Origin of the sequence: Metabacillus kandeliae (genome assembly GCF_021166585.1) — a bacterium.
Classification (GTDB): domain Bacteria; phylum Bacillota; class Bacilli; order Bacillales; family Bacillaceae; genus Metabacillus_B; species Metabacillus_B kandeliae.
Genome location: NZ_JAJOZE010000007.1, coordinates 98,821 through 116,391, shown reverse-complemented (window position 1 = coordinate 116,391; position 17,571 = coordinate 98,821). Strand labels below are relative to the sequence as shown.

Genomic DNA, 17,571 nt, shown 5'->3' with positions numbered 1-17,571 from the left:
AGTATGCCTGATCTGAGAGAAGATGGTCTTTACCCAGGTGTTTGTCCGCTTGACTGCCCTGACCAGTGCAGCCTGCTTCTTCATAAAGCCGGCGGAAAAATAGTCAAAATTGAAGGCGATCCTGAACATCCTGTAACAAAAGGGTCTATCTGCCATAAAGTCCGCCGGTTTCCCGAACGGCTGAATAGTGAAGAAAGACTAAAATATCCTATGAAGAGGACAGGTCCTAAACCAGGAAAGGAATTCGCCAGGATTTCCTGGGATGAAGCCCTCAGCATGATTGGCACAAGGTGGAAAAAGCTGATCAGCCAATATGGCCCCGAATCTATTCTTCCTTACAGTTTTTATGGCAATATGGGTATTTTATCTGCGGAAGGTCTCGACAGAAGATTCTTTCATTACCTTGGGGCAAGCAGGCTTGACAGGGCAATCTGCAATTCAGCAGGCTCAGAAGGATACCGGTACACCATGGGCGGAAGTTTTGGTACAGATCCGGAAGACACGAAAGAAGCAAAGCTGATCATTTTCTGGGGGATCAACGCCGTCAGCACAAACATGCATCAAACCTCTCTTGCACAGGCTGCAAGGAAAAATGGTGCCATGATCGTGACCATTGATGTTCACAAAAACCAGACAGGGCGTCTTGCCGACTGGTTTATCCCTATCCTGCCTGGAACGGACAGCGCCCTTGCTCTCGGCATGATGCATGTCCTGTTTAAAGAAAACTTGGCAGACCGCTCCTTTCTCGCTGAACATACTGTCGGATACAAGGAACTTGAAGAACATGCAAAATCGTACACTCCCGAAAAAGTCTCCTCCATTACAGGAGTGCCCGCTGGAGATATTATCAAGCTCGCAAAATTGTACGGCACCACTAGTCCGTCCTTTATCAGAATCGGCAATGGCCTTCAGCATCATGATAACGGCGGGATGAACATCAGGACGATCTCCTGTCTTCCTGCAGTGTCGGGCCAATGGCAAGTTAAAGGAGGCGGAGCGATTAAAGGAAATTCCGGCTATCTTTCTTTCAACAGCCAGGCACTGACACGTCCTGATCTGCTCCAGAAAAAAGACACCAGAGTGATTAATATGAATCAGCTTGGTGCTGCTTTAACACAACTGAAGGAACCTGTCCGCTCCCTTTTTGTTTATAACAGCAACCCCGCCATCGTGGCACCTGAATCAACGAAAGTCAGGAAAGGATTGGAACGGGAAGATCTGTTTACAGTTGTACATGATCTCTTTTTGACAGAAACAGCTCAATATGCCGATCTTATTCTGCCTGCTTCTTCTTCCTTTGAAAACTTGGATTTTTATACATCCTACTGGCACCATTACATTCACCTGCAGCAGCCAGCCCTTGCGAAATACGGGGAAGCAAAATCCAATCCGGATGTTTTCCGGCTGCTTGCAAAAGAAATGAATTTTCCTGAACACCTTTTTGGGGCATCAGACGAACAGCTGATTAATGAAGCGCTTGAAGGGCATGGCAATGACTGTTTAAAAAAGGTAACTTTTGAAGAATTGAAGGAAAAGGGATTTATTAAGGCAGACAGGAAAGGCTTTTTGCCCGAAAAGCTTCCAACACCTTCCGGCAAAATAGAGCTTTACTCAAGCACCATGGAGAAAAAAGGCTTTTATCCGCTGCCTGTTCACACTCCTCTGCTAAAAGAAAGTGATTTGCCCTTTTTATTCGTCCCTGGGCCAAATCATCAATTTTTAAATTCTACGTTTGCAGAAAGCAATGTTCATCGAAAGCTCGAAAAAGAACCAAAGCTTCACATGCACAAGCAGGATGCTGAAAAATTAGGCATTGCAGACGGGGATTCGGTAAAGGTATGGAACAGCAGGGGAGAATGCATTCTTACAGCAGTAATAGGCGAAAATGTGCTTCAGGGCGTTTTGGTCAGCCAGGGCCTATGGTCTGATCAAACTCCAAATGCTTTGGTGAATGCCCTGACACCTGACAGACTCGCCGATATGGGCGGCGGAGCGGTCTTTTTTTCCGGAAGAGTACAGGCAGAAAAACACACGGAATAGAAGCGGCGGGGTTTGAGCCCGCCGCTTCCGCTTTTCTCTGTCCAGCTCCAGCCGCTAGCCCCTCGAGTCGCTTCACAAAAATCCAAAAAGTCAAAACCGGACTTTCTGGATTTTTGCTCCAGCGCTTGTCGGGGCTGAACGAGCGGCTTCCGCTTTTCTAATTAAAAAGCTTTTTCCGACCATTCTTTTACTTGCTTCATTACTTCATCCATCGGGATGCTGAAGCCTATGTTTCCTTCGTCTGCACCGGCGGAGTTGATGCCGATTACTTTGCCTGTTTTTTGGCTGATCAGCGGGCCTCCGCTGTTTCCTGGGGCAATGCTTGCGGCAATTTGGTAGACGTTTTTATAGGAATAGCCTTCTATTTCCAAGGTGCGGTTTACTCCGCTTATTGTTCCTACTGTAGCTGTATTCTGCAATCCAAGCGGACTGCCGAGTGCCACAACGCTGTCTCCTATTTCTGCTTTTCTGCCCGTTTCAATGGAAAGCGGGTGTTTGCCCTTCAATTCCTCTACCCTCACTACGGCAACATCCATGCTGTCGCCTTTTCCTATTACCTCTCCGGTATACTCATTAGAATCTGACGCAATAACCTTTACAATGGATTCCCCTGCTACGACATGGCTGTTTGTGATAATATCTCCTTTATCATTATAAAGAAAACCTGAGCCCAGCAGCCCTCCAGGAGTCTGAATACAAAAAACCTTGCTTTGTGAAACATTGATAATAGATTTTAGATCACCGGCTTTGCCTGCAGCAGGTTCAGCCTGTGCAGCTGCCCCTGGAGCAATGGTATCGGCAAGCTTCAGCTGATCACCGCTGCTCGCATGAATAAAAGCAACTCCTGCAATTCCGGCACCCCAAATTAAAACGGTTGATAAAATGCTGACAATCCATTTAGTCACGGCTGCACACCATCCTTATACTTCATTCCATGTCACTTGGTCTACTTTGTACATGCCTTCTGTATTTAAACCATAGATAACAGTTTTAAACGACCCCTTAGCTCCGCTTTTGATTTGGATTTGGTCAGCATATACAATTTCATTTTTAAGGAAATTTCCTTCTTCATCATAAAATTTAAGATAAATTGTCAGCAATCTCATTGTCTTTTTCGTTTTGTTCACCATTGTTCCCGATATGTTAATGTCTCCGTACTCGTTTGCCTTAGCTTTAATACTGCTGAAGGATAAAGGCGTGCTTTTTCCTGCCAGCTCCCCACCTGAAGCTTTTGCTTTCCCTTTATACATCTTCGGCTGCAGAGTGCCTGGGAATTCCTCTTCCTTTTTGAATAAATCATCCATCAGTGAGGACAATTCCTTATTTTTGCTGTCATAGCGCATTGCTTTTGAAATCACTTCACCTGCTTCTTCAAACTTTCCTTCTTTCGTTAGTGCATCTGTCTGGTCCTTTGTGACCTGTACAATCCTTGAGAGAATCGCTTTTCGTGTTTCCCCTGTTTTTTCTGAAGAAAAGGAATCCAGATTTCCAAGCATCTCTCCCAGCTTGTCCATATCGTCTGTTGTCAGAGCTTCTTTTTCAGCTTTGGCTGTTTTTAAAATGCCTTCCTGGCGGTCAGCTTCTTTTTGCAGTGATTCAAGCAGCTTTCCGTCCCCGCTGACCATCGAATTTTTCACTTCTTCGAGCTTGCCGGCTGCTTCATCAAACTTCTCCTTATCCATGCTGGCGGAAATTTCTTTTAATGATTGCTGCATTCCAGCTGCCTTAGAAAGCTGCGCTTCTTCCCTCTTCAGCTGCTCCTGCTCAGGCCTAAGCTGCAGCGCTTCTTTTACCGCTTCATGAGCCTGTAGGAAATTGCCCTGTTTGCTGTTCAGCTCAGCCTGCTGATGAAGCTCGGCCACCTTGCTGTTGATGGAGTTTTGGCTGGCACCATAGGCAAAGGTGCCGCCGGTTACTAAGAAAAGACTTACGGCAGGTATGGCAGCAGCTAAAAGGACTCCTTTTTTAGGGTTTCTCCTCCCTCTCTGTTTTGCTGATGATTTTCCCTGCAGGGGAATGGTAATTTTGCGGGCAGAGTTTTTCTGTACATGCAAAGACTGCTTTGGCCAGGCATTCTCACCTAAAGAATTTGAAGTGCTGTGCCATGTTTCCTCATTGGGATCTGTGCTTTCAGAAGAAAGAGCTTGATGTGCGGTGTGTTCCTCCTGGGCTGTTTTTTCAGGGAATTCTTCAGGAAGGCTGCTTGTGGAAAGATCCTCTTGCTGCACAGTCTCACTTTCGGCATTTTGGTAAAGGATGGGAGTAATTGAATCTTGGCTGGCTGAATTCTCCTGCTTTGTACCGCAAAACGGGCAGAATTTTTCCGAGCCTGTTAAGGATTTGCTGCAATTTCTGCACTTCACTTAAGAAGCCTCCTTTAATAGAGAAATAGAATAGTCATAAGTATATTCACATAATTTCCATTTATGGAAGATTCAAAACCCTTTTTAGACTTTAGGATTACTTAAAAAACAGTTTGATAGTCTCAAAAAAAAGCGAAAAAAAGACCGCTTCCCAATGGGTAAGCGGTCTTTTCATCTATATTAATCTCTGAAGGCGGAGGGGGTGCCTGTAGAGAGTCAGCTGTTTTTTGTCAATGTGACTGTTTTTGTTATCACTTTTCCGTTACGGTAAGCTGTAATGGTAATTTTGTCTCCAACTTTTTTACTGTAAAGCTCTTTTCTTAATCCTGTTGAATCCTGAATGGCCTTTCCGTCAATCGCAGTGATAAAATCCTGCTTTTGAAGGCCTGCAGCATCAGCAGGGGAATTATATTGCACCTGTTCAACCAATGCTCCTTCTGTTACATCAGATGGAAGCTGCAGTGAATCTTTCATAAATGCCTGCGGAATTTGAGAAGCATCAACTAATGAAACACCAAGCATTGGACGCTGTACCTTTCCATCTTTCAGGAGCTGCTCTGCAATCGGCATAACATCCTTGCTTGGAATGGCAAAGCCCAGTCCTTCTACACCGCTCTGGCTGATTTTCAATGAATTGATGCCAATTACTTCTCCGTTCATGTTAATCAGCGGTCCGCCGCTGTTTCCCGGATTAATTGCCGCATCTGTCTGCAGGACATTCAGCTGCCAGTCCCCTGCAGATGTGGTGACAGAAACGCTTCTGTCTTTTCCGCTGATAATTCCTTCTGTGACTGTTCTTGAAAATTCAAGGCCAAGCGGGTTGCCAATCGCGATCACTTTTTCTCCTGCCCTGAGCTTCGAAGAATCTCCAAAAGGTGCAGCAGCCTTCACATTTTTGCTGCTGATTTTCAGAACAGCCAAGTCTGAAAGCGGGTCTGTACCGACAAGATCTGCTTCTTCTTTTTTACCGTCTGATAAGGTGATTTGAATACTTTCCGCACCTTCTACTACGTGGTTATTGGTAACAATGAAAGCATCATTGCCGCTTTTTTTGAAAATCACGCCAGAACCGCTGCCATTCTCCCGAGAGGATTGCTGCCCGCTGTTATCAAAGCCCTGCTGCTGGTTTGATACGCCAACTATTGCCGGTGATAATCTATCCACAATATCAGCAACACTGTTTCCGCTTGCTGGATTAGATACAGGCTCCGCCTGCTTTGTAAAGCTTGAAGCAGTCTCTGCCGGCTGCTGCTGTTCCGTTTGTGCTGGCTGCAATCCTGCACCGCTGCCCTTTCCTTCTGTCAGCGGATAAACCCCGAGTACAAGGGCTCCTCCGACAATGCCGCTGATAATGCTGGTGCTGACAGATTTCCAAGGCAAGGATTTTCTGCGCCGCTGTTTAGGTTCTTCTGAAGAATCGTAATATCCCATTTGTTTGCCTCCTAATTCGTTATTCTTAATTATTAATTTAATAGGAAACTTTGGAATAATCATCAAAATAGTATGGGAAATTGTGTGTTTCAGTAAATGAGAAGGTTTACAGGCCGGCCTATGTCTGGCTATGATGTTTACGTAAACGTTTGCATTTATTTTTTTTGATGTATTACGTAAACGTTTAACTAGCAGATGGAGGATCGCTTATGCTGAAAAAGAAAACCATGCTCTCTGTTTCTATTGCTGCTTTGCTCTGCTTTTTCTCCCTCTCGGCCTGCACACAGGATCAAAGCGGAAGCCCCGGAAAAATCACGCTTGAATTGTTCTCAAACAAGGCTGAGAATGTAGGCACCTTTCAGGAACTGATTAAGAAATTCGAAAAGGAAAACCCAGACATTGATATTGAATTAAATGCTCCCCCTGAAGCTGATACAGTACTGAAAACGCGGCTGGTGAAAAACGATATGCCGGATATGCTGGCTATCGGCGGCAATGCTTCCTACAGGGAATTGGCAAACGCCGGAATTTTTTACGATTTTACCGGCAATAAGCTGCTGGATAAAATCAAGCCATCCTACTTGAATATGATTAATCTTTTATCAAATGAAAAAAAAGGCACATTCGGACTTCCCTATGCAACAAATGCCAATGTCGCCATATACAGCAAAGACAAATTCAAAAAGCTCGGCGCTGCGCCTCCGAAAACTTGGGATGAATTTATCGCCATTTTAGAAAAGGCCAAAAGTGCCAATGAAGTGCCGATTTATTTCACATTAAAAGACGCCTGGACAGGGATGATTCCATGGAATTCCTTGGCTGCCAACCTTCAGGGCGATCAATTTTCAGAAAAGAAAAACAGCGGAAACGCAAGCTTTCAAAGCAACTACAGCGAAACAGCAGATAAGATGCTTGAGCTTCTCCGTTACGGCCAGGAAAACAAATATGGCTATGCGTACAACGATGGAAACAAGGCATTCGCCAACGGAACAGGAGTTATTTATTTTCAAGGAAACTGGGCGATTCCTGAAATCTTGAAGCTGAATCCAAAAATGAACCTCGGTGTCTTTGCATTGCCTGCCGCAAACGACCCTGCAAAAAACAAGCTTGTCTCAGGTGTTGATGTTCTGTTTACCCTGAACAAGGATATCAAGCACCCGAAAGAAGCGCAAAAGTTTCTTGAATTTATGTATCAGGAAGAACAGGCAAAAACCTATATTAATGAACAAAAAGCATTTTCCGCATTAGATTCTGTTCAGCAGACAGATCCTGCCTTAGAAGGCGTGCAGAATGACTTAAAAAATGAAAAGATTGCAGGATATCCTGATCACTACTACCCCCGCGGCATCCGTCCTGAAAACCTGATTCAGGAATTTTATATCAAACAGGACAAAAAAGCATTTTTAGAAAAGATGGACCATGAATGGGACAAAGTCAAAAACCGCTATAACTGACGCTGGCGGTAAGCGGATACTAGGAAAGGGCGTACAGCATATGAAAAAATCAGGAAATAAAGCGTTTCTTATCATGACAGTTCCTGCTCTGGCCTTATTTTTCATTTTCCATTCCTATCCGGCTCTGCAGGGAATTTTCTACAGCTTTACAAACTACAAGGGATACGGAGACTGGGACCTTGTCGGCTTTAAAAACTATCTAAACGTTTTTCAAGATGAACGCGCTTTGCAGGCATATGGCTTTACCTTTAAGTTTGCCATTATTTCCACCCTGCTTGTTAACGTATTCAGCCTGGTTGTCGCCATAGGGCTGAACAGCAAAATTAAACTTCATAAAACTTTGAGAGCCCTGTACTTTTTGCCGAACATCCTGAGCATCTTGATTGTCGGCTATATATTTAATTTTATCTTTACTTATTTTCTGCCGGATATCGCAAAGGGTCTCGGCATTCAGGCACTGGCTGAAAATATTCTCGGAAGCCCTGATCTCGCCTGGATCGGCATTGTAATTGTCGCTGTCTGGCAGGCTGTGGCATTTAATACAATCTTGTATCTTGCAGGACTTGTCACAATTCCCGATGATCTCTATGAAGCAGCAAGCATTGACGGCGCAGGGGTTTGGAGAAAGTTCTGGAGCATTACATTCCCGATGATTGCTGCTTTTTTTACGATAAACATGGTACTTTCCCTGAAAAACTTCTTAATGGTATTTGATCAAATAATGGCTATGACAGGAGGCGGTCCTGGAACTTCTACAGAATCCATTTCCCTTCTTATTTTCAGAGGAGGATTTGAAGGCGGGGAATTTGCCTATCAGTCAGCAAACGCTGTGATCTATTTCTTAATCATTGTCATCGTATCGGTCATTCAGCTGCGCTATCTGCAAAGAAGAGAGGTTGAAATGTAATGGACACCAAAAAAACAAACTGGCCGGCTACACTGCTATTGATTCTTGGTTCACTGCTGATTTTGTTCCCTTTATACCTGACAGTGACGATTGCCTTAAAAACTCCTGAAGAAATGTCTCAATCACTGCTCTCCTTGCCCCAGCACTGGCATTTCGACAATTTCGCCAAGGCCATCGTCATGACCGATTTCTTCAGGGCGCTTGGAAACAGCGTATTCATTACCGTAATGACCGTCTGTTTAACACTGCTGACAAATTCAATGGTCGCCTATGCCATTGCCCGGAACATGCACAAAAAGTTTTACAAAGCTCTTTTTTATTATTTTGTCAGCGCCATGTTCATTCCGTTTCCCATTATTATGCTGCCAATCGTCAAGCAGACAGCCCTTTGGCATCTTGATAATCCAGTGGGACTGATCTTCCTTTACACGGTGTACGGCCTTTCATTTAACGTGTTTCTCTATGTCGGCTATATCCGCTCCATTCCAAAAGAACTGGAAGAAGCGGCGATTGTTGATGGCGCCAGCACATGGGGAGTATTCTGGAAAGTGATCTTCCCGCTCCTGATGCCTATGAATGCGACAGTCGCCATCGCAACTGCACTATGGGCATGGAATGACTTTATGCTTCCGCTTGTTATTATCAGTGATAAAAACTTTTCAACACTGCCGCTCGTCCAGTTTGTTTTCCAAGGACAGTTCAGTACGGACTATAACCTGGCGTTCTCGTCATATTTGCTCGCTCTTGCGCCAATGCTTCTTGTGTATGTGATTGCTCAGAAGTGGATGATCAGCGGGGTTACGAAGGGGGCTATTAAGTGAGGGATGGATGTCTCTGTCCCCCATATGCAAGGGGTGACCTGGCCCCCGCTGCGTTAAAGCAGAAGGGGCCAGAGAGGAAGCACTCCCAACTCCTTCTGTTATAAGGCTTATTTGAATGGGGACAGCCCTTTACTATTGCATAGAACCGGGGGGCAGGAACGCCAATGCGGCAACCTGTCCCTCAGTGCGTTAAAGGAAAACAGGACACGTGATGGTTATTGTGAACCTGCATCATTGCTGGGTTTTGAGAGATGGGGTCAGGTCTTTCTTATTGCACAGTACTGGGGGACAGGTACTAAAATATCCGGCTCCACAACCCTTAATGAGAAAAATCATACTCCCCGCCAGGCAAAGAAATAAACGAAAAACCGTTATCCCCAAACAAATCCCAGCCTTCAAAAAGGACACTATTGTGGAATAAATCCAAAATGCAGTCATTTTCGAGATGGATGCGCAGCATGCTTGTTCCTTCAAGCCATGCAACCTTAACAATTTTTGTTCCGACAAGCAGTTCCTCTAATTGTTCTTTATATTGTTCCCCTGCAGACAATAAATCTGTCTGCCCCAAGACAAGAGATCCGTGCCTCACAAGCCTCCAAGGGCATTCGATGCAAATCCCTCCGTGATCAAATGTCAGCAGAAAGGGATAATGCCCTTTCAGTTCCATTTTGAGAATCCGCTGGCTGCTGAAATAGGAAAAATCTATTGCTGTTTTTGCCTTCATAGTTCCTCCCCGTGATTCTTTCCCTTATCGAGTGATAAGTAATATGCAAACTTAGCATTTACTTTTCTTTGTCTGAAAGCATGCCAAAAAATATTGTTTCTATTATAAGACCAGCTCGTGCTTCTGCTGCCTTTTTCATTTCATCCAGTGATGCTGTTTCTGAGACCGATGGATCAGGATGACTCATCATGCTTAACAGCATATGGGCGGCATTTTCCGGGTTTAGGCCATATTGCGAACGGGTTCTGAATGTTCCTTCTGCCATTCCCTTTTCAAATATCCCTTTAACAGGATCCATGTAAGCCTCTTTCCACCATACTGCGATGACGGGAAGGTGTTCTTTTTGCAGTTCATGTGAGATATCATGCATCATCTGCGATAAATTTTCCGGTTTGTGGAGCAAAATGAATGACACGATGTGAAAGAGCATTTGTTTTGTATCATCGTATCTTTTCACAATACGCTCAAGCCCATGTTTATTCGTTTCAAGTTCAGTACGGATCACTTCAAGATACAGACTCTGCTTATTTGAAAAGTGGTGGTAGAGTGCAGGCTGCGTCAGCCCGCATTCCTGTGCTATCCGCCTTGTTGAGACTGCCCTGTAGCCGTATTCCATAAACAGTTTTCGCGCCGTGTGAACAATCATTCGCCTTGTTTCAGGAATGGTCATATGATTTCTCGTTTTCTTTCTTTTCAGTTCTGTCATGTGTTACTCCTTTAAGCAAACTATAACGGACAGAAACCATTTTATCAACTGATAAGGAAACTATTTCGCATTCAGCATTTCAGAAACGGTTACAAAACGGTATCCTTTCTTTTTCAAGGCTGGAATGATCATTTTCAGGGCTGAAACCGTTTGTTTCCGATTACCCCCGCCATCATGAAGGAGAATGATATCCCCGTTCTGTATATTTTTTATTACCCTGCTCGCAATCACTTGGCTCCCTGGTGCGGACCAGTCCTCCGGATCCTGATTCCAGGACCACATAATAATTTTGTATCCTTCTTTTGCAGCAATGTGAAACGCCTGCCAGTCAAGAATTCCTCCAGGCGGGCGGAAATATTTTGGTCCGAGCGGCTGAAGAGCTCTAATCTGCTCTTCTGCCTGAAGGATCTCCAGCTTCATTTCTTCTTTTTTTGTATGGTAAAGGTAAACATGATTCATTGTATGATTTCCGATTTCGTGGCCTTCGAGGGCAATCCTCTCCGCTATGCCCGAGTATTTGGCAAGCTTTGAGCCAATCGGGAAAAAGGTAGCTTTTACAGATTCATCCTTCAGTATGTTCAGGATTTGCTTTGTATACTTGGGGTGAGGTCCGTCATCAAATGTCAAAGCTGCCAATTTTTCGTTTGAGCGTTTGTCCCAGTAAACAATGCCTGTTTTCTCAAGATTTTCTCTTTTTAAAATGGCTGCTTCTGCTGTTCCTGTTTGCGATAGGAAGATTGTACATATGATGGCGGTAAGCAGTCCCTTGATCCTCAGCATAAGATTGCAGCTCCTTCCACGGGAAGACGAATGTTTCACTAGTATGGATTAATGGCTCCTCTTCCATTCTTTTGCTTATGAAAAAAGCTGGACACATTTTCGTGCCCAGCTTCCTAGCTGATATATGGAAGAAGGATGCCTCCTGCAATCCCCGCAACAACAACTGCCCATGGCGGCAGCTTCCAAAAGGACAAAAGGCTGAAAAGAACAGCAGCAAGGGCAAAATCTGCCGGTTTTATAATGGAGCTCATCCAAATGGGCTGATAAAACGCGGCAATTAATATCCCAATCACAGCTGCATTTATGCCTGATATTGCGCTCTTCATTTTGTCATTTTGCCTGAAAGCCTGCCAAAACGGCAGGGCTCCGATCATTAAAAGAAATGCAGGGAGGAAAATGGCCGCTGTTGCCAGGATGCCGCCCCGCCATCCCCCTATTGCTGCACCAATGTAAGAGGCAAAGGTAAACAGCGGTCCAGGCACAGCTTGAGCAGCCCCGTAGCCTGCAAGAAATTGCTCTTTTGTCAGCAAGCCTGCCGGAACAAATTCTTTTTCAAGAAGCGGAAGCACGACATGCCCTCCGCCAAACACAAGAGATCCCGAGCGGTAAAAACTGTCAAATAGGCTGAGCCACTTGTTGGATATGGTATGACTTAAAGCAGGGAGCCCTGCCAAAAGCAAAATAAATATAGCCAGACAGATGACTCCTGTTCTTTTTGAAACGGGAAAATGATAAGAATCAGAAGAAGCTGTTTTTTCTGTATGTAATAGAATATAGCCTGTAATGCCTGCCAAGATGATTACGATGACCTGTGAGAAAACAGAAGGCACGAAAAGTATAAACACAGAGGCAAAAAGGGCAATCCCTTTTCTTAGCAGGTCAGGCGCTAAATTTTTACCCATTCCAAGAATGGCATGTGCCACTACAGCTGCAGCGGTAATTTTCAGGCCGTGAAGCCACCCTGCATCACCGAGGTGAGCGTGATTTAAAAAAAGGGCAAATAGAATCATTGCTGCAGCTGATGGTATAGTAAAGCCTGCAAATGCAGCCAATCCGCCGAGCAGCCCGCCCCGCAGAATGCCAATTCCGATTCCGGCCTGGCTGCTTGCAGGACCGGGGAGAAACTGGCATAGTCCGATTAAATCAGCATAGCTTTTGTCGTCAATCCATTTTCTTCTTTTGACATACTCCTCATGAAAGTATCCAAGGTGGGCAACAGGGCCTCCGAATGATGTTAACCCCAGCTTGAAAGAAACCAGCAGGATTTCCAATAGCTTTCTTAATTTGTTCATACTTTCATAATCCTCTCATTCGTTTAAGTACAATTAGTGCATTAGCCTTATTATAGAGCAGCCAATATGGATTTCTTGTTAAGTTTATATGGCTTTTGTAAACTTTGGGGTAGCAATTAATAAAAAAGGGCGGGATGATCATAGATTTTTTACAAGTATTCTTTTTTGCGGGTGTATTCTTTTTTCTGGTTTTCTTAGTGATGATTAAGACAATTCTTGACTTGCGGCGGAGAAAGAAATAACTTTTGCAGGAAAAGAGCCATCTCCGTTTGAGATGGCTCTTTTCTATTTTTTTAAATCCTTTTTGTGGATGTCAATGGTAAGTTCCGGATAGAGTGGCTGCATTTGCTTATTGGCTATGAAGAGTAAGTTCTTATTGTAAGGAATTTTATATTTTGCAATAAATTCTCTTTCAAAGTTATAGCTGCTTCCATACTCCGGATAGTTTTTATCATATACTTGATGAATAAGATCTTTTTCTTTTATTCCATCACTAATATCGTATCCTGGATCATTAATAAGGCCAACATTCATTTTTCTGATTGGAATAAAGCTGCCTTTAACTTGATAATGAACCCATATTTCGTTTCCTTTATCCTCCACCTTATTCACAATCAGGCCTCCATTTTTATCCTGCGGTATATAAATCGGAAGATCATCGGTTATTCTCTTTGCGGAAATCTTAATAAGACTGTCAGTACTTTTTTTAAGTACATCTGGTTCAATATGTGTTGTTAGCGGGATAACCTTGACGTTTTTAGGAATTTGTTTTAATGGCTCATAAAAGTCCTGCTTTTCATAGTAGGAGGTTTTTTTATTGAGTATGCTCTGTCCGCTGCTTATTCTTTTAATGGGATTTCCCTTGTCGTCAAAAAGAAGAAATTCAGTCATACCGTCTGCATTACCCTTTGGCTTTGTCATCATCTTTACTTGTGTGCCGCTCGATGAAAAATTGATCTCAGTTACTTTAATTTCGCCTGTAATTGAGGATGCTGATGCAGGTCGTGCAGGTTTGTAATGATACACATATCCATGCTGTTCAACCGGAAATGTAATACTCCATTTTCCTTTCTCTTCTTGTAATGATCCTGGACCATTTTTGCCGACTATACTAACTGTCTGCAGGTTTACTCCAAGGGTAAACTTTTTAGGAAGCTGCTTTTTCAACTCAATTGTTTTAATGTGAATCGTCGTATTTCCTTTTTCCCTGGAATCACCATAAACCATATAGTTTCCTTCAATCTTTTTTCCATTTACCGATATACTGAGATCATCTCCAGAAGGAATGTGGTTTTTATTATTCGAAACAAAGGAATAGCCGATCACTATTCTCGAGCCATCATAAAACACTTCCTTCACTGTAACTTTTATCCCCTTATCCTCTGACGATTTATTGATCTGCTGCACCCGATTTTTTTCCAACAAAGCAATTTTGATTCCTTTATCACCATATTGTCCAAGCAGTGTTTTCGTAAAAGGCAATTGTGCCATTTCTTCTTTTTCCTCTACTGGAGCTTGAGTAAGAATCAGCACTGCAAACATTAAAATGGCTGCAGGGGTTAGGATCATTGCAGCCCACTTCCCATTCTTTGATGGCGGCATTTCTTCCGGCTGTACACCTTTTGTGATCTTTTCCATCACTATTTGTTTATCATCTGCTGAAAATTTAAGCTGTTTTTTTTCTTCAGCAGACAGCATTCCCTTTATCCCGTCCAGCGGATCTTTCATTCTGCTGCACCCTCCTTCTTAAGCAAAGGTTCTAATTTCTGCTTGGCTCTCCTCAGCCTCGTCCTGACAGATGCTTCTGGAATTTTCAATATTTCAGCTATTTCTTTAATGGTCAGCTCTTGATAGTACATCATCACAATGATTTCTCTGTATTTCAAAGGAAGTCTAAAAACTGCTCGTTTAATGGCTGCTGATTGAGCTTTCCTTTCAGCTGTTTCTGCTGGTGATTTATCGAGATCAATCAGCTCAGGCAATTCACCCGTTAAACGCATTTTTTTATAAGCGGCGCTTTTCAAATGATCCTTGCATTTATTTATGGCGATCCGGTAAAGCCATGTTCTCGCAGAAGACCTTCCTTCAAAGTTGTCCAGCTGCAAATAGGCCGCAACGAACGAATTTTGAACAAGATCTTTGGCCGTTTCTATATCTTTTACATAGGAATAGACCAGATAAGATAATTCATCTCCATACTGGGACATCAATTGGTTCAGATATTCATTTTTATCAGCTTTTTTTTCTTCATTTGTTAATTTGCCGTCATTCATTCTCTTCCCCCTTCCATATCTTAGACGATCATGCTCCAAGTATTGGTTCAAGGAATTTTAAAAAAGCATAGCGAATTCGCTATGCTTTCTTCAGCAATGATCTAAGATGGTCCCTCACAATGATTCTCATTTTTTCAGGCGGAAGAGCTTCCGGATTCATGACACTGTGCATGGCCATGCCGTCAATCAGGCTGTGCAGCCTGAGAGCTTCAAGCTTAATGTCGGTGCTTTCAGGGGCAAGCGAAAGCTTTACAAGACCTGCAACGATGCTTTCCATCCCGTGAAGCAGTTCTTCATGAATTCTTCTGCTCAAAGGCTGAAGGGTTTTATCTGTAAATGCCTTCGCAATAAAGGCAAACCACACCTCCGTTTCGTCCCTTCTTTCCTTGTCCATTGGCAGCGCCTCAAGCAGCAGCCGTTCCATTGCTTGGAGAGGATCTCCGCTTGTGTCTGCCGCAAGTGCTCTTTCTTTAATTCTTTCAGAAACAAATTTCATGGAGAAAGCAAGAAGCTCAGACTGCGTGGAAAAATAGTGCCGCATGGAGCCTGCTGACATGCCGGCTTCCTTGGCTATGTTCCTTACAGTTGCTTCTTCCATTCCGTCCCGGCTGATCACCCTCCAGGCGGCTTCGGCTACTCTTGCACGCTGTTTTTCATGATCTACAATTTTTGGCATGTTTTTATTATATCATGGCTGTTTTATTTAATACATATGTGTTATATTATTAATTAATACAAACGTATTAAAAAAGGAGAGGTCTATATGATTGGCTGGCTGATACTAGGGTGTGAAATTGGATTTTGGGTGTTTGTTCTTGCAGGGTTAGCCTCCCGGTACTTATTGAAAAAGAAAAAGCTTGGCGCCATATTGCTTTTCTGCACCCCTATTGTAGATTTAATCTTAGCTGCAGCTACTGTGATTGACTTAAAAAATGGCGCACAAGCAGATACTTTCCATGGTCTTGCAGCCATTTACATCGGCACGACCATCGCATTCGGCCATCAGATGATCGCTTGGATGGATGAGCGGTTTGCTTATCGGTTCGGGGATGGTTCCAAGCCTAAAAAGAAGGCCGCTTATGGAAAAGATCACGCTAAAAAGGAAAGAACCGGATGGCTGAGGCATTTGCTTGCCTGGACTATCGGCTGTCTATTTCTTGCCGGGATGATCTTTTTTATTAATGATGCTGAAAGAACGGCAGCGCTTCAGCAGTTAATGCTGCTTTGGACGATTATTCTTGGTGCGGATTTTTTATACAGCTTCAGCTTTACACTATGGCCGAGAAAAGAAAACACTCACTCTGCTTAGAAAAGCGGAAGCCGCTTGTTCAGCCCCGACAAGCATAAGACGATCAGCTGGAGAAAGGCGGGTTTTCCTTTCTCCGGATGAGCGGCTTATGACCTCGAGGGGCTAGCGGCTGGAGCTGGATCAAGAAAAGCGGAAGCCGCTTGTTCAGCCCCGACAAGCATAAGACGATCAGCTGGAGAAAGGCGGGTTTTCCTTTCTCTGAATGAGCGGCTTATGACCTCGAGGGGCTAGCGGCTTTAGCTGGATCAAAAAAAGCGGAAGCCGCTTGTTCAGCCCCGACAAGCATTCTAGTTTGGACATTCTTATATACCGATCGCATTACTAAGGGCTGCCGAATCATTCCGGCAGCCCTCTTTGCTATTCAGTTTTAAATGTCCATTTTGTATTCGCTTCGTATGTTTCATCCTCCCTCACAACAATTGAAGGAAAATGATCGTGATGCACAGCATCGGGATGCTTTTGGGTTTCAAGGCAGACACCAAGGTACTCCTGCACCTGGACGCCTTCCTGCAGTTCTGCATCATCTTTCATCTGGCTGCTTGTGAACAGCACAACACATGGCTGGTCAGTTGCTATTTCCAGCACCCGCCCGCTTTTTCTGTCTACCAGAACAATCGGCGGCTCGTCTTTTCCATCATTAAGGATAAGCGGATGGTCAAATCCGCCTCCGGCAAGAACGGTTTGGGGATGATCTGACTCCTTTCCATCCTTTAATTTCCTGTAGCTTCTAAAATCAAAGGGTGTCCCCTCAGCTGAAGCCAGCTTGCCTGTTGGAAGACTTTCCTCGTTCAGTTCCAGGTAAGAATCACTGTTGACGAAAAGCTCGTGCTGCAGGATGCTTCTGTCCAGTCCGCCGCTTAAGTTGAAATAGGTGTGATTGGTCATATTCAGGATAGTCGGCTCATCTGTATCAGCTGTATAACGGAGCAGAACCTCGTTTTGGTTTGTCAGTGTATAGGTAACGGCCGCATTTACGGTGCCTGGATATCCTTCTTCCCCTGATCGGCTTATATAATGAAAAGTGACAGAAAGAGCATGATCATGTTTTTCGGGTATGCCTGCCCATATTTTATGGCTGAAGCCCTCGCTTCCACCATGCATATGATGGTTATCCATATTTTTTTCAAGCTGGTACTCTTTTCCGTCCAGTGTGAATTTACCTTCCTTGATTCTTCCTGCTACCCTTCCCGCAATAGCTCCGAAATAAGGGGAATGATCCAGGTAATTTTGCATTTTCTCATATCCGAGCACCACATTTTCCAACTTGCCTTCTCTGTCAGGCACGAGCAGCTTTGTCACTATGCAGCCATACTCAATACAGGTCAGTTCCATTCCGTGATCATTTTTCAAAGTAAAAGAGTAGACAGGTCTGTCATTCAAGTTTGCAAAAAGCTTTTTCTCTATCTCCATTTTCTTTCACTCGCCTATCTGTTTTTCGTACTCTTTACCCTGATCGCCTGCTAATAACACA

16 protein-coding genes are annotated in these 17,571 nt (G+C 43.9%); 5 read left to right on the top strand and 11 right to left on the bottom strand.

Going from position 1 to position 17,571, the window contains the following annotated elements; genetic code table 11:
- The first annotated feature begins 3 nt into the window (after positions 1-3).
- Entirely contained in the window at positions 4-2,040 is a 2,037-nt protein-coding gene (locus LRR81_RS14985) for a molybdopterin oxidoreductase family protein (protein WP_231790193.1), read from the top strand.
- Between the two features lie 161 nt (positions 2,041-2,201).
- Here LRR81_RS14985 and LRR81_RS14980 read toward each other — a convergent pair whose 3' ends face one another.
- The 3 genes from LRR81_RS14980 to LRR81_RS14970 form a co-directional block, all read right to left on the bottom strand.
- Positions 2,202-2,945 (bottom strand): S1C family serine protease, encoded by a 744-nt coding sequence (locus LRR81_RS14980; RefSeq protein ID WP_231790192.1) that lies wholly within the window; start codon positions 2,943-2,945, stop codon positions 2,202-2,204.
- Between the two features lie 15 nt (positions 2,946-2,960).
- Positions 2,961-4,403: an FxLYD domain-containing protein gene (locus LRR81_RS21370; protein ID WP_231790191.1), complete on the bottom strand. Its 1,443-nt coding sequence runs from the start codon at positions 4,401-4,403 to the stop codon at positions 2,961-2,963.
- A gap of 216 nt (positions 4,404-4,619) precedes the next feature.
- A complete protein-coding gene (locus LRR81_RS14970) occupies positions 4,620-5,834 on the bottom strand; it encodes a S1C family serine protease (RefSeq protein WP_231790190.1) in 1,215 nt (404 codons plus the stop codon).
- Positions 5,835-6,043: 209 nt separating this feature from the next.
- Here LRR81_RS14970 and LRR81_RS14965 point away from each other — a divergent pair, with 209 nt between their 5' ends.
- The 3 genes from LRR81_RS14965 to LRR81_RS14955 are packed head-to-tail and all read left to right on the top strand — an operon-like array spanning position 6,044 to position 9,016.
- Entirely contained in the window at positions 6,044-7,288 is a 1,245-nt protein-coding gene (locus tag LRR81_RS14965) for an ABC transporter substrate-binding protein (protein ID WP_231790189.1), read from the top strand.
- 40 nt (positions 7,289-7,328) lie between these two features.
- Entirely contained in the window at positions 7,329-8,195 is an 867-nt protein-coding gene (locus tag LRR81_RS14960; RefSeq protein ID WP_231790188.1) for a carbohydrate ABC transporter permease, read from the top strand.
- Complete coding sequence (locus LRR81_RS14955; RefSeq protein WP_231790187.1) at positions 8,195-9,016, top strand: carbohydrate ABC transporter permease; 822 nt, start codon at positions 8,195-8,197, stop codon at positions 9,014-9,016. Before LRR81_RS14960 ends, LRR81_RS14955 begins: the two co-directional genes overlap by 1 nt.
- 319 nt (positions 9,017-9,335) lie before the next feature.
- On the opposite strand, the gene LRR81_RS14950 is transcribed toward LRR81_RS14955, so the two are convergent.
- The 7 genes from LRR81_RS14950 to LRR81_RS14920 all read right to left on the bottom strand — a co-directional run bounded on the left by LRR81_RS14950 (position 9,336) and on the right by LRR81_RS14920 (position 15,467).
- Entirely contained in the window at positions 9,336-9,740 is a 405-nt protein-coding gene (locus LRR81_RS14950) for a hypothetical protein (protein WP_231790186.1), read from the bottom strand.
- A 58-nt stretch (positions 9,741-9,798) separates the two neighbouring features.
- On the bottom strand, positions 9,799-10,446 hold the full coding sequence (locus LRR81_RS14945; RefSeq protein WP_231790185.1) for a TetR/AcrR family transcriptional regulator: 648 nt from the start codon (positions 10,444-10,446) through the stop codon (positions 9,799-9,801).
- A 60-nt stretch (positions 10,447-10,506) separates the two neighbouring features.
- Positions 10,507-11,226 (bottom strand): polysaccharide deacetylase family protein, encoded by a 720-nt coding sequence (locus tag LRR81_RS14940; protein ID WP_231790184.1) that lies wholly within the window; start codon positions 11,224-11,226, stop codon positions 10,507-10,509.
- A 113-nt stretch (positions 11,227-11,339) separates the two neighbouring features.
- Positions 11,340-12,518 (bottom strand): chromate efflux transporter, encoded by a 1,179-nt coding sequence (gene chrA, locus LRR81_RS14935; protein WP_231790183.1) that lies wholly within the window; start codon positions 12,516-12,518, stop codon positions 11,340-11,342.
- 285 nt (positions 12,519-12,803) lie between these two features.
- A complete protein-coding gene (locus tag LRR81_RS14930; protein WP_231790182.1) occupies positions 12,804-14,246 on the bottom strand; it encodes a DUF4179 domain-containing protein in 1,443 nt (480 codons plus the stop codon).
- Complete coding sequence (locus LRR81_RS14925; RefSeq protein ID WP_231790181.1) at positions 14,243-14,791, bottom strand: sigma-70 family RNA polymerase sigma factor; 549 nt, start codon at positions 14,789-14,791, stop codon at positions 14,243-14,245. Before LRR81_RS14925 ends, LRR81_RS14930 begins: the two co-directional genes overlap by 4 nt.
- Before the next feature lie 79 nt (positions 14,792-14,870).
- Positions 14,871-15,467, bottom strand: coding sequence for a TetR/AcrR family transcriptional regulator (locus tag LRR81_RS14920; protein WP_231790180.1), 597 nt, complete (start codon positions 15,465-15,467; stop codon positions 14,871-14,873).
- An 87-nt stretch (positions 15,468-15,554) separates the two neighbouring features.
- On the opposite strand from LRR81_RS14920, the gene LRR81_RS14915 reads away from it, so the two are divergent.
- Positions 15,555-16,100, top strand: a complete 546-nt coding sequence (locus tag LRR81_RS14915; protein ID WP_231790179.1) for a hypothetical protein — start codon at positions 15,555-15,557, stop codon at positions 16,098-16,100.
- Positions 16,101-16,457: 357 nt separating this feature from the next.
- Here the strand turns inward: LRR81_RS14915 and LRR81_RS14910 are convergent, their stop codons facing one another.
- Positions 16,458-17,510, bottom strand: a complete 1,053-nt coding sequence (locus tag LRR81_RS14910; RefSeq protein WP_231790178.1) for an aldose epimerase family protein — start codon at positions 17,508-17,510, stop codon at positions 16,458-16,460.
- Between the last annotated feature and the right edge of the window lie 61 nt (positions 17,511-17,571).